The sequence below is a fragment of the Pseudonocardia sp. ZF1 genome (genome assembly GCF_056835605.1).
Map to the genome: position 1 here is coordinate 3,423,622 of NZ_JAJNBY010000001.1, position 12,958 is coordinate 3,436,579.

Here is a 12,958-nt window from a genome sequence, read left to right on the forward strand (position 1 = left end):
GGGACGGGCGGTGTGGGACGGGTCAGCCGGCAGCGCGTTCGCGCAGGCTGCGCGGCCGCAGGTCGGTCCAGTGCGTCTCGACGAAGGACAGGCACGACGGCTTGTCGGCCGGCCCGTGCTCGACCGTCCAGCCGGCGGGGACCTCGGCGAACGCGGGCCACAGCGAGTACTGGCCCTCGTCGTTGACCAGCGCGTAGAAGCTGCCCTCGGGGTCGTCGAAGGGGTTCGTGGACATGGCTCTCCCTGGGATCGGCGGAACGGGTGGGGTCGCGCTCAGACGACGACGGGCGTCGGCGCCGTCGACGGCACGGGGGCGCCGGTCAGCGAGGCGACGACCTCGCCGGACCGGACCGCGATGTTGGACAGCAGGGTCGAGGTGATGCCGTGCGTGTGCTCGGTCGGTCCCTGCAGGTAGAAGCCGGCCCGCACCGCGGTGCCGTCGGCCAGCGCGGTGGTGCCGAGCCGGTAGTCGCGGTGCACGTCGAGCCGGCCGCGGGCGTCGCGGGCGCAGGCCTCGTCGAGGCCGCCGGACAGCAGCCACAGCGGGTCGGCGGGGCGGTAGCCGGTCGCGTAGACGACGGCGTCGGCGGTGATGACCTCGCGCGAGCCGTCGATCAGCGACTCGACGGCCAGCTCCACCCGGTCCCCGACGTCGACGACGTCGGCCACCCGCGACACGTTGCGGAAGCGCAGGCGCTCGGTCCCGGCGACCCGCTCGTGGTAGTGGGTGCGGTAGAGGCCCTCGATGAGCTCCGGGTCGACCACGGAGTAGTTGGTGTTCGCGTGGTAGCCGAGGATGCGGTCCTTGACCTCGTCCGGCGCGGTGTAGAAGTCGTCGACGGCGGCCGGGTCGAAGATCCGGTTGGCGAAGGAGGTGTCGTCGGCGGGGCTGTAGCCGTAGCGGGCGAACACCGCGTGCACCTCGGCGGTCGGGAAGGTGCGGTGCAGGTGCTCGACGGTCTCGGCGGCGCTCTGTCCGGCGCCGACGACGGCGAAGCGGGTCGGCTCGGTCCCGGCGAGCTCGCGGGTGCGGAACAGCAGGTCGCGGTTGTGCCAGACGCGACCGCCCATGGTGATCCCGCGCGGCAGGACGGGGGTGAGCCCGCAGGCGAGGACGACGTTGCGGGCGCGCAGGCGCTCCACCCGGTCCCCGGTGCGGACGACGACGTCGACGAGCTCCACGCCGTTCCCGCCGCGGACCGGCTCGATCTCGAGGACCTCGCTGCCGTAGTCGACCGTCACCGCCGACCCGGCGGCCGCGCTGATCTCCCCCACCCGTGCCGCGGCCCACTCCAGGTAGTCGTGGAACTCGCGGCGGGTCGGGAACGACGAGCCGTAGTTGATGAAGTCGGCGAGCCGGTCCCGGTCGTGGAGGTAGGACAGGAAGGAGAAGCCGCTGGTCGGGTTCCGCAGCGTGACCAGGTCCTTGAGGTGCGAGACCTGCATGGTCGCGTCCTCGAGCAGCATCCCGCGGTGCCAGCCGAACCGCTCCTGGCGCTCGACGAAGCGGGCGCTCACCCGCGCGTCGGCGGGGACCGTCGCGTTGTGCTCGAGCAGGGCGATGGCGATGCCGAGGTTCGACGGCCCGAACCCGACCCCCACCACGTCGAGTACCTCCGGGGTGGAGTGGGGGTTCGCGTTCGCGGGGTTCGCCATCACTGTCCTCTCGTAGCTTCGGCACGCCTCAGATAAGGCGAGGCTAACTGCAACACGAAGGTGGATGTCCCGCCTAGGGGGTGATCGCCGGGGCCCGGCCCCGAGGGACCGTCCGCACTGGTCAGCGCCGCGACGTGACGCAGGTGTCACCCATTGGGAGTACAAGGCGCAACGGTGCACGCACCGCCGCACGAGGGTGTCGCATGTCCCGCCCGCGCGTCATCAGATCTGACGAGAAGGCCTGTCGGGCCACCCGGGGCGTGAACGCGCCGGCCGGTGGCGCCCCCGGCCGCGCGACGGCGCGGAACGGCGGCGCCGCGCGGGACGACCGAGTGTCCCGCGCGACGCCGATGACGGTTCACCAGTCCCAGTTGCGCACGAGCGATCCCCCCTCGACCGGAGTGCTTCTTCCCGTCCCGGAACGGACGCCGTTGCGCTCCGCACGTGAGGACGCACGGCGTGCTCCACGATCGAGTGATGACGTGACCAGAGTAAGCGACGGACAACGCTCCGTCACGATTTAACGTGGACCTGAGGCGTTCGCCGTCGGTTCCGGGCCGTTCGGCGCGGATTCCGGCCACCGGGGGACGAACGGCAAAGGCTTGCCTTACCCGCGGGTAGCCTCGGTCCATCCCCTGACGCAGCCGACGAACAGGCAGACGACGTGACCTCTGGCCCGGTGGCACCGCACCCGGCCGGTCGCCGCCGTCGTGCGCCGGACGCCCGGTCGCTGCTCGGCCTGCCGCTGCGCCCGCTGCTGCTGGTCCTGGTCGTGGAGACCGCCGCGGTGGCAGCGGTCGTCGCGGGCCTGCTCACCGGGGACCCGCCGGTACGGACCGAGGTGCTGCTCTGCGGGCTGCTGGTGCTGGTGGCCGCGGTGCACACCGAGCTGTCGGTCAACGCCGAGCGCCTGCGGCGCCGGATCGCCGCGACCCGCTACATCAACATGACCTCGGTGTGGACCTTCGCGGCCGCGCTGCTGCTGCCGCCGGGGCTCGCCACGGTCGTCGTCGTCGTCATCTACCTGCACCTCTACCTGCGGGTGGCCCGCCCGAGCGGCACGCCGCCGCACCGCCAGGTCTACAGCGCGGCCACGGTGCTGCTCGCCGTGCACGCCGTCGCGGGGCTGCTCGCGCTGGTCGACGGCCGGGCCGGGGCGCTGGCGACCCCGCAGAACGCGGCGCTGGTGCTGGGCGCGCTGGTCGCCTACACGGCGGTGAACACGCTCCTGGTCGTGTCGGTGCTGCGGCTGACCGCACCGGGCTCGCGGTTCCTCACGATCCTGCTGGGCGGCGACATCGGCCTGGAGCTGGCGACGCTGTCGATCGGCGGGCTGGTCGCGGTCGTGCTCGCCAACACCTCCCCCTGGTTCGCGTTGCTCGCGGTGCTGCCGCTGCTCGTCGTCGAGCAGACCACCCTGGTGCGGCAGCTGGAGGCGCAGGTCGACACCGACGCCAAGACCGGGCTGCTCAACCCGGCGGCGTGGCGCTGGCGCAGCCGGCAGATGCTGGAGCGCGACACGCGTACCGACCGGGCCGCCGCGGTGCTGATCCTCGACCTCGACCACTTCAAGGCGGTCAACGACCGGTACGGCCACCTGGCGGGCGACGACGTGCTCCAGGCCGTCGCCGACGTCCTCACCGCCGAGGTCCGCGACCAGGACCTGGCCGGCCGGTTCGGCGGCGAGGAGTTCGTGGTCGCGCTCGGCGGGATGCGCACCGACGACACCCCGGCCGCCCGCGCCCGCGAGGTCGCCGAGCGGATCCGGCGGGGCGTGCGTGCGCTGCAGGTCGACACCGCGACAGCCGGGCTGGTCACCGGGCTGTCGGTGTCGGTCGGGGTCGCGACGACGCCCGACCACGGCACGGACCTCGACGGCCTGCTGGCCGCCGCGGACGCCGCGCTCTACGAGGCCAAGCACGCGGGCCGCGACCGGGTGGCGGTCCGGCGCCCCGCACCGCCGGTCGCCGCCGAGGGCGCGACGCCGCCGTTCGGGCTGAGCTTCGGCACCTGAGCCGGTCACGGCCCCAGCAGCACCCGCGCCAGGTCCTTCCACTGGGGCAGCATCGCGTCACCCGCGGGGTCGCGCGGGTCGAAGGTGTAGGTCAGCGCGGTCCCCCGCATGGAGGTGAGCAGCAGGTCGCGCAGCTGCTTGAACCGCGGGCGGCCCGCCAGCTCGTCGCCGAACATGCGGGCCATCGACGCGCGGATCGCCGCACCGAGCCGCTTCTCCTCGGGACGCAGCGCCTCGGCGATCTCGGAGTTGGACCGGGCCGCGGTCCACAGCTCCACCGCCGCCCAGAAGTGCGGCTCGGAGAAGCTCTCCCACAGCAGCTCGATGACCCGGTCGGCGCGTTCGAACAGGCCGACCTGGTCGGCGTCGAGCACCCGTCGCACGCGTTCCTCGGTGTCGGCGACGCGTTTGACCGCGAGATGCTGCGCCGCCGCGACCAGCAGTCGGTCCCGGCTGGGGAAGTGGTGCAGCAGCCGACCGCGCGAGACGTCGGCGGCCGACTGGATGGTCAGGGTCGTGGATCCGGAGTAGCCGCCGTCGATGAGGCAGGCGACGGCGGCGTCCAGGATCCGGGCGCGGCTGTCCGAGGACCGCTGCGCCCGGCTCCTGACCACCGGAGTGGGTTCGGTGTTCATGATGTGGTCATGATCGCCTGTCGGGCATCGGCTCAGAGTCCCAGACCCCGGCCGATCACCTCCTTCATGATCTCGGTGGTGCCGCCGTAGATCCGGGTGATGCGGGCGTCGGCGTAGGCCTTGGAGACCGGGTACTCGCTCATGTAGCCGTAGCCGCCGTGCAGCTGCAGGCAGCGGTCGGCGACCCGGCCCTGCAGCTCGGTGCACCAGTACTTCGCCTTCGACGCGTCGACGGCGGTGAGCTCGCCCGCGTTGAGCGCGCGGACGCAGTCGTCGACGTAGTGCTCGGCGAGGTCGATCTCGGTGTCCATCTCGGCCAGGGCGAACTTCGAGTTCTGGAACGAGCCCACCGGCGAGCCGAAGGCCTTGCGCTCCTTGACGTAGGCGAGGGTCCCGTCGAGCACCGCCCGGGCCGCCGCCGCACCGGCGATCGCGATCGACAGCCGCTCCTGGGGCAGCTTCTCGACCAGCTGGACGAAGCCCTTCCCCTCCTCGGGCCCGAGGAGGTTCTCCACCGGGACCTTCACATCGGTGAAGGACAGCTCCGCGGTGTCCTGGGCGTGCATCCCGAGCTTGTCGAGGTTGCGGCCCCGCTCGAAGCCCTCCATCCCGCGCTCGAGCACGAGCAGACTCATGCCCTTGTGCTTCTGCGACGGGTCGGTCTTGACCGCGACGACGATCAGGTCGGCGTTGATCCCGTTGGTGATGAAGGTCTTCGCGCCGTTGACGACGTAGTGGTCGCCGTCGCGGATCGCGGTCGTCGACATCGACGCCAGGTCCGAGCCGATGCCCGGTTCGGTCATGGCGATGGCGAGGATCGTCTCGCCGCTGACGACGCCCGGCAGCCAGCGCTGCTTCTGCTCGTCGGTGCAGTAGGTGAGCAGGTAGGGCAGCACGATGTCGTTGTGCAGGGTCAGGCCGAGGCCGGACCCGGCGGCGCCGACACGCAGCAGCTCCTCGCTGATGACGGCGTTGAAACGGAAGTCCTGGACCCCGCCGCCGCCGAACTCCTCGGGCGCGTCGATGCCCAGGAAGCCGTTCGCACCGGCGGTGGTGAACAACTCCCGCGCGACGGCGCCGTCACGTTCCCACTGCGCCTCGTGCGGGACGATCTCCTTCTCGACGAAGGCGCGGAACGCCTCCCGGAAGTCCTCGTGGTCGGACTCGTAGAGCGTGCGCTTCACGGCGCCCCCTCCCCTCGGGTGGTCGTGACTAGCGGGGCTGCATCCGGATGGCGCCGTCGAGACGGATCGTCTCGCCGTTCAGCATGGGGTTCTCCACGATGTGGGCGGCGAGCTTGCCGTACTCCGCGGGCTGCCCCAGCCGCGACGGGTGCGGCACCTGCTTGCCCAGCGAGGTCTTGACGTCCTCGGGCAGCCCGGCCAGCAGCGGGGTCTCGAACAGGCCCGGGGCGATGGTGCAGACCCGGATGCCGAGGTCGGCCAGGTCGCGGGCGATCGGCAGGGTCATGCCGACGATGCCGCCCTTGGACGCCGAGTACGCGGCCTGCCCGATCTGCCCCTCGAACGCCGCGACCGAGGCGGTGTTGATGATGACGCCGCGGTCGCCGTCGACCGGCTCGGACTTCGCGATCCGCTCGGCGGCGAGCCGGATCACGTTGAACGTGCCGATCAGGTTGACGGTGACGACCTTGGTGAACCCGTCCAGCGGGAACGGGCCCTTCTTGCCGTAGGTCTTGATGCCGTTGCCGATGCCGGCGCAGTTGACCGCGACGCGGACCGCACCGAGCTCTTCGGCGGCGTCGAGGGCAGCGGTCACCTGCTGCTCGTCCGTGACGTCGGCGGCGACGAAGCGGACGTTCTCCCCCAGCTTGTCCGCGACGGCCTCACCCTGCGACGACGGCAGGTCGATGATCAGCACCTTGGCGCCGAGCTCCACGAACTTCTCCGTGGTGGCGAGGCCCAGGCCGGACGCACCGCCGGTGACGACGGCGACGGAACCGTTGATGTCCATGTTCTGTCTGTTCCTTCCGGGTGGGGAGCGGGTGTCAGAGGAGCTCGAGGATGGTGGCGTTGGCCTGGCCGCCGCCCTCGCACATGGTCTGCAGGCCGTAGCGGATGCCGTTGTCCCGCATGTGGTGCACCAGGGTGGTCATGATCCGGGCGCCGGAGCCGCCGAGCGGGTGGCCGAGCGCGATCGCGCCGCCGTTCGGGTTGAGCAGGGCGGCGACGTCGCCGTCGTCGTCGGCGATGTCGGCCAGCCAGGCCAGCGGCACCGGGGCGAAGGCCTCGTTGACCTCGAAGGCGCCGATCTCGTCCAGCGACAGGCCGGAGCGCTTCAGCGCCTTCTCGGTCGCCGGGATCGGCGCGGTCAGCATGATCACCGGGTCGGCCCCGGCCAGCACCGCGGTGTGCACCCGGGCGATCGGGGTCAGGCCCAGCTCGCGGGCCTTCTCGGAGGTGGTCATGAGCAGCGCGGCCGAGCCGTCGGAGATCTGCGAGGAGTTGCCGGCGTGGATGACGCCGCCCTGGTCGGCGTCCTTGAACACCGTCTTGAGCTGGGCGAGACCCTCCAGGGTGCCGCCGCGGCGGACACCCTCGTCGGCGGTGACGCCGGCGATCGGGGCGATCTGGCCGTCGAACCGGCCGTCGTCCTGCGCGGCGGCGGCGCGCTCGTGCGACTGCAGGGCGAACTCGTCGAGACGCTGACGCGAGAAGCCCCACTTCTCGGCGATCATCTCGGCGCCGACACCCTGGTTCGGCGCGACGCCGTAGCGCTCGGCGAAGTCGTTGCCCAGCGGGTCCTGGTCCTGGCGCGAGGAGCCCATCGGGACCCGGGTCATGGACTCGACGCCACCGGCGACGGCCACGTCGTAGTGCCCGGCGATCAGACCGGCCGCGGCGAAGTGCACGGACTGCTGGCTGGACCCGCACTGGCGGTCGACGGTCACGCCGGTGACGGTCTCGGGGAACCCGGCGGCCAGCGCGGCGTTGCGGCCGATGTCGAAGGTCTGCTCGCCGCTCTGGGACACGCAGCCCCAGATCACGTCCTCGATCTGCGCCGGGTCGACGCCGGACCGCTCCACCAGGCTGCGCAGCACGTGGGCCGACAGGTCGGTGGGGTGGATGCCGGCGAGGCCGCCCTTGCGCTTGCCGACCGGGCTGCGTACAGCCTCGACGATGACTGCGTCTCGCACGGTGTTCGCTCCTTCGCGACGGTGGACGGCGCCCGGGAGGGGGCCGTCGGCTCGCCACGACGGTAGCAGGAAACAGTCAGTGTTGACTGCCACGGGCGGTGCGACCCGGGTCACGCCGACCACGGAGATCCCTCGGCCGGCGCGCCACTGTCGATCGGCACCTCGGCGCCGCCGGGGCGGCGCCGAGGTACTGATCGATCCCGGACCGGCGCCGCGGTACGGGCGCGGCGGGCCGGTGCGCGACCGGGGTCAGGCGGAGGTGGCCGACACCCGGCCGGCCGTCGCACCCTCGACGGAGGCGGTGGCCTCGGTGGCCGCGGTGGCGTCGCGCCCGAGGATCCCCTCCTGCGCCGCGACGAGCGTCGGCACGGTGATCTGCCCGGCGACGTTGGTGGCGGTGCGCATCATGTCGAGGATCGGGTCGATGCCGATCACGACCGCGATCCCGGCCGCGATCACCGCGGGCGGCATCCCGACCGCGGCGAGGGTCAGGGTCAGCATGGTGAACCAGCCGGTCGTCCCGGCCGTGGCCAGCGCCCCGAACACCGCGACGGCGACGATCACCAGGTACTGCCACACCGCGAGCTGCACCCCGGAGATGTGCGCGACGAAGATCGTCGCGAGCGCCGGGTAGACGGCGGCGCAGCCGTCCATCTTGGTGGTCGTGGCCAGCGGGACGGCGAACCCGGCGTAGTTGCGGTCCACGCCGAGGTCGATCGCGGCCTGCCGGGACATCGGCAGGGCGGCGCCGGACGAGCGGGAGACGAAGGCGAACTGCAGCACCGGCCAGGTGGTGCCGAAGAAACGGCGCGGCCCGATCCCGGCCACGACCTTCAGCAGCAGCGGATAGACACCGAACAGGACGATCGCGCAACCGAGGTAGACGGTGCCGATCAGCCCGGCGAGCGAGGAGACGACGCCGCTGCCGTAGGTGGCGAACGCGGTGCCGATCAGGCCGAGCACGCCGATCGGGGCGAGCACGACGATCCAGCGGATGACCGTCAGGACGATCTCGAACGCCGAGCGGGAGAACGCGACGAACGGCTCGGCCTTGTCCCCCAGCGCGTAGGCGGCGGCGCCGACGAGCAGCGCGGCGACGACGACCTGGAGCACGTTGTCGTCGGCGAACGCGGCGACCGGGTTGTCCGGCACCAGGTTCGACAGCAGCGCCTCCCACGACCCCGCGGTCCGCGCGCCCACGGCCTCGACGTCGGCCGGGTCGGCGGCGATCGTGACGCCCTCACCGGGCCGCCCGATCAATCCGATCGTGATGCCGATCAGTACCGCGACCAGGGAGGTCCCGGCGAACCAGGCGACGGTGCGCCCGCCGAGCCGGGCCGCGGTGCGGCCGCCGCCGAGGTCATGCAGGCTGACGATGCCGACGACGATCGCGAGGAACACCAGCGGCGCGACCGTGAACTGCAGCAGGCCGGTGAACAGTCCGCCGACGGTGTCCAGCGTGGTCGCGAGACCCGCGGACCCGGTGACCCGGGCGGTCAGCCCGAGCAGTGCGCCGAGCACGAGCCCGGCGACGGTGAGCAGTGCGAACACGCGCGGGCGCTGCCAGGCGCGTGCGGCACGGACGACGAGTGACACGGGTTCCCCCAGGAGGTGCGGTACGGGTGTGGTCGGCGGTCAGCGCCGACAGCCCGTGGCGGGACGGCGGCACAGGTCGATCACCCGCCGGCACACCAGCCACACACCCGTCCCCCGCACAGGGGGGAGCAACGCACCCGTTCGGCGCGATCTTCCCACCGGACGGGGGCACACAGCGTGACCCGCACCTCCGTCCGGGGCCGTCACCGCACCCGTGGGGTGGTCGCGTGCGCGGCCGGCTCGGCCCCGTCGCGGCCCGCGGTCGCGAGGTCGATCCCCCGGGTCTCGGGCAGCAGGTACACCGTCAGCCCGGACACCAGCAGCAGCATGATCGCGTAGCCGAGGAACAGGCCGGGCCTGCCGATCTCGGCGAACAGCGTCTGCAGGTAGGGGGCGGTCCCGCCGAACAACGCGACCGAGATCGAGTAGGGAACGCCGAGCCCGGCGGCGCGCACCCCGGTCGGGAACATCTCGGCGTAGAGGGCGGGCCCGACGGCGCAGCCCGCCCCGATCAGCGCGAGCGCGACGGTCATCGCGACGAACAGCGTCGGCCCGTCGTGGATCATCGCGTCGAGCGGGAACAGCGCCAGGACGAGCACCGCACCGGGCACGAGCAGGGTGCGGCGGCGACCGAACCGGTCCGAGGCCGCGCCCCACAGCGGCAGCAGCACCATGAACACCGCCAGCGCACCGGCGCCGGCCCACAGCGCCGCCGCCGGGTCCACCCCGCGCGCGGTGATGGCGTACGCCGGGGCTGCGACCGACCAGACGTAGTAGACGACGGTCAGGCCGCTGGTCAGGAACACCACCCGGGCCAGCGCCTTCGGGCGGGCCAGGACCTGGCGCCACAGCGACGGGCGGCCCGGCGTCGCGGTGCGGGCCTCCTCCTCCTGGGAGTAGGTGTCGGACTCACGCATCCGCAGCCGCATGACCAGCGCGTACAGCCCGAACAGCCCGCCCAGGACGAACGGCACCCGCCAACCGTAGGCGGTCATCTCCTCGCGGGTGAGCACGCTCGACAGGACGGCTCCGAGCACCGTCCCGACCAGGATGCCCGCGGTGCCGGAGAAGTAGATGAGGCTCGACCACAGCCCGCGCCGTGCGGGCGGGGCCATCTCGGCGAGGTAGGTCTGCGCGGCGGGCAGCTCGCCCCCGTGCGCGAGGCCCTGCGCCAGCCGGGCCAGGACCAGCACGACCGGTGCGGCGATGCCGATGACGGCGTGGGTCGGGACGAGCCCGATCACCAGGCTGCCCACCGCGGCGGTCGCCACGCACAGCGCCATCGACAGCCTCCGGCCGCGGCGGTCGGCGATCCAGCCGAACAGGAAGCCGCCGAACGGGCGGGCGACGAACCCGACGGCGAACACCGCGAGGGTCTTGAGCAGGGCGGTGCCGGTGTCGTCGCCCGCGAAGAACTGCGGGGCGAAGAACGCCGAGAACGTCGCGTAGACGTTCCAGTCGAACCACTCCATGGCGTTGCCGGCGCCGATCCCGAGGATCGTGCGACGCCGCTCGGTGCGCTCGGTCATGCCGCCACCCCCGCGGCCGGGGCGAGGCGTGTCGTGGCGAGCGCGGCGTACAGCGCGGTCGCGTCGGCGAGGACGCCGTCGTCGAAGCGGGCGAGCGGCGAATGGTTCATCGGCGCGGTGTCGGGGTCGACGCCGGGTGGGCAGGCGCCCATCCCGAGGAACGCGCCCGGGACGGCGGCGAGCACCCGGGAGAAGTCCTCGGAGCCGCTGACCGGGTTCGGTGCGAGCCGGAACCGGTCCTCGCCGAGCAGCTCGGCGCACACCCCGGCGGCGAACCCGGCCTCGTCGGCGTCGTTGACGGTGCGCGGGTACTCGTCGGTCCAGACGACCTCGGCGCGCACGCCGTGCGCGGCGGCGACACCGTCGCAGACCTCGCGGACCAGCACCGGCAGCGTCGCGGCGTGGGCGTCGGAGAAGCTGCGCACGGTCGCCTCGAAGCGGGCGGTGCCGGGGATGACGTTGCGCCGGGTGCCCGCGGCGACGACGCCGACGGTCAGCACGACCGGGTCGAACATGTCGAAGCGGCGGGTCACCATCGTCTGCAGGGCGGTGATCATCTCCGCGGCCGCGGCGATCGGGTCCCGGGCGGTGTGCGGGTTGGAGCCGTGGCCGCCCGCCCCGTGCACGACGACGTCGAGCGCGTGCGAGGCGGACAGGAACACCCCGGGCCGGGTCGTGACCAGCCCGGCGGGCATCCGGTTGGCGAACACGTGCAGGCCGTAGGCGTGGTCGACGCGCCGTCCAGCGGCGGTCAGGACGCCCTCGGCGAGCATGTGGCCCGCGCCGTCGAAGCCCTCCTCGCCGGGCTGGAACATGAACACGACGTCGCCGGCGAGGTGGTCGCGGTGGGCGCTGAGCAGCCGCGCGGCCCCGGCCAGCGCCGCGGTGTGCAGGTCGTGGCCGCAGGCGTGCATGGTGCCGGTCCGCGCGGCGAAGTCCTCGCCGGAGCCCTCGGCGACCGGGAGACCGTCCATGTCGCCGCGCAGCAGAACCACCGGTGCGCCCGCGCCGGCGCCCGGGGCGGTGCCGCGCAGGACGGCGGTGACCGACGTCGTCGTCGTCCCCTCGGTGATCTCCAGCGGGAGCCCCTGCACCGCGGCCAGGACCCGGTCACGGGTCCGGGGCAGGGCCAGCCCGACCTCGGGGTCACGGTGCAGCTCCCGGCGCAGGTGCACCAGGTCCGGCTGCAGCGACCGGGCGTCGTCACGAAGATCCACAAGCGTCCCCTCGGGTCGTACCGGCGGGCCACGCTGCCCGCCGGAGGTCCTGCCCGAGTCTCGGAGCCCGCGCGTTACGGCACGTAACATCGACGGATCCGATCCGGATCGGGGGCCCCGTGGACGGAACCGACCGTCATCCGCTGTCCGAGGACGACTTCGCGCTCGTCCACGCGCTGCAGCTGCACCCGCGCGCGAGCTGGGCCGGGCTCGGCCCGGTGCTCGATGCGGCGCCGGTGACGCTGGCCCGGCGCTGGGCCCGCCTGCAGGGGTCCGGGCACGCGTGGATCAGCTGTTATCCGGTGGTCGGCGAGGACGCCATGCAGGTGGCGCTGGTCGAGGTGGACTGCGCGCCGGGGTGGCTCGCCGGGGTCGTCGCGGCGCTGGACTCCGAGCCGTCGGTGATGACCATCGAGTACGCCGCCCGCGGCCGGGACCTGCTGCTGACGGTGAACGCGGCGTCGTTCACGGAGCTGTCGGGGCTGGTGCTGGACCGGATCGGACGGGTGACCGGGGTCGCGTCGGTGCGCACGCACCTGGCGTCGCGGGTGCACCGGGAGGGCAGCCGGTGGCGGCTCGACGCGCTCGACGCCCGGCAGGTCGCGGCCGTGCGCGCGCTGCGCCGGGCGGACACGACACCGCAGGCGGCGGGTGTCGATCTGCGGGGGCCGGTGTACGCGCCGCTGGTGCGGGAGCTGTGCGCCGACGGCCGGGCGAGCGCCGCGGAGCTCGCGGACCGGGTCGGGCGGCCGGCGTCGACGGTGCGCCGGCAGCTGTCGGCGCTGGTGCGCTCGCGGGCACTGGTGTTCCGCTGCGAGGTCGCACAGCTGCTGACCCGGTGGCCGATCTGCGTGACGTGGTGGATCCGGCTGCCGACCGCCGCGGTCGAGCACGCGGTGCGCCGGGTCCGTACCGATCCGCGGGTGCGGCTGTGCCTGTCGCTCACCGGGCCGGAGAATCTTCTGGTCACGGCGTGGACGCACTCGCTGGGCGAGCTGGTCGGGATGCAGTCGGCGCTGGAGCGGTCGCTGCCGCAGGCGCAGATCGTGGACACCTCGGTGATCCTGCGGACCCGCAAGCGGATGGGGTGGCTGCTGCACCCCGACGGCCGGGCCACCGGGGCGTGCGTCCCGGTGTTCCCCGGCTGAGGAGGG

Annotated in this window: 11 protein-coding genes; 2 read left to right on the forward strand and 9 right to left on the reverse strand. The window is 73.1% G+C overall.

The window, feature by feature from the left end:
- Positions 1–22: 22 nt before the first annotated feature.
- Positions 23–235 carry an MbtH family protein gene (locus ZF1_RS16525; RefSeq protein WP_062395825.1) on the reverse strand — a complete coding sequence of 71 codons (213 nt, stop codon included), beginning with the start codon at positions 233–235 and terminating at the stop codon, positions 23–25.
- Positions 236–273: 38 nt separating this feature from the next.
- Positions 274–1,656 carry a lysine N(6)-hydroxylase/L-ornithine N(5)-oxygenase family protein gene (locus tag ZF1_RS16530; protein ID WP_073574555.1) on the reverse strand — a complete coding sequence of 461 codons (1,383 nt, stop codon included), beginning with the start codon at positions 1,654–1,656 and terminating at the stop codon, positions 274–276.
- Between the two features lie 664 nt (positions 1,657–2,320).
- Between ZF1_RS16530 and ZF1_RS16535 the strand changes: the two genes are divergently transcribed.
- Positions 2,321–3,670: a GGDEF domain-containing protein gene (locus ZF1_RS16535; RefSeq protein ID WP_482637710.1), complete on the forward strand. Its 1,350-nt coding sequence runs from the start codon at positions 2,321–2,323 to the stop codon at positions 3,668–3,670.
- 5 nt (positions 3,671–3,675) lie between these two features.
- Here the strand turns inward: ZF1_RS16535 and ZF1_RS16540 are convergent, their stop codons facing one another.
- The 7 genes from ZF1_RS16540 to ZF1_RS16570 form a co-directional block, all read right to left on the reverse strand.
- The gene (locus ZF1_RS16540) at positions 3,676–4,305 is read right to left on the reverse strand and encodes a TetR/AcrR family transcriptional regulator (RefSeq protein ID WP_179762537.1); all 630 of its coding nucleotides are present in this window, start codon (positions 4,303–4,305) and stop codon (positions 3,676–3,678) included.
- A gap of 32 nt (positions 4,306–4,337) precedes the next feature.
- The gene (locus ZF1_RS16545) at positions 4,338–5,489 is read right to left on the reverse strand and encodes an acyl-CoA dehydrogenase family protein (RefSeq protein ID WP_482637711.1); all 1,152 of its coding nucleotides are present in this window, start codon (positions 5,487–5,489) and stop codon (positions 4,338–4,340) included.
- A 28-nt stretch (positions 5,490–5,517) separates the two neighbouring features.
- On the reverse strand, positions 5,518–6,279 hold the full coding sequence (locus tag ZF1_RS16550) for a 3-hydroxyacyl-CoA dehydrogenase (RefSeq protein ID WP_073574552.1): 762 nt from the start codon (positions 6,277–6,279) through the stop codon (positions 5,518–5,520).
- Between the two features lie 34 nt (positions 6,280–6,313).
- Complete coding sequence (locus tag ZF1_RS16555) at positions 6,314–7,462, reverse strand: thiolase family protein (protein WP_100877499.1); 1,149 nt, start codon at positions 7,460–7,462, stop codon at positions 6,314–6,316.
- Positions 7,463–7,711: 249 nt separating this feature from the next.
- On the reverse strand, positions 7,712–9,058 hold the full coding sequence (locus ZF1_RS16560; protein WP_482637712.1) for a dicarboxylate/amino acid:cation symporter: 1,347 nt from the start codon (positions 9,056–9,058) through the stop codon (positions 7,712–7,714).
- Positions 9,059–9,261: 203 nt separating this feature from the next.
- Positions 9,262–10,587: an MFS transporter gene (locus ZF1_RS16565; protein ID WP_482637713.1), complete on the reverse strand. Its 1,326-nt coding sequence runs from the start codon at positions 10,585–10,587 to the stop codon at positions 9,262–9,264.
- Positions 10,584–11,804, reverse strand: coding sequence for a M20 metallopeptidase family protein (locus ZF1_RS16570; RefSeq protein ID WP_482637714.1), 1,221 nt, complete (start codon positions 11,802–11,804; stop codon positions 10,584–10,586). The genes ZF1_RS16565 and ZF1_RS16570 overlap by 4 nt, the downstream gene beginning before the upstream one ends.
- A gap of 119 nt (positions 11,805–11,923) precedes the next feature.
- On the opposite strand from ZF1_RS16570, the gene ZF1_RS16575 reads away from it, so the two are divergent.
- Positions 11,924–12,952, forward strand: a complete 1,029-nt coding sequence (locus ZF1_RS16575) for an Lrp/AsnC family transcriptional regulator (RefSeq protein ID WP_482637715.1) — start codon at positions 11,924–11,926, stop codon at positions 12,950–12,952.
- Positions 12,953–12,958: the final 6 nt, after the last annotated feature.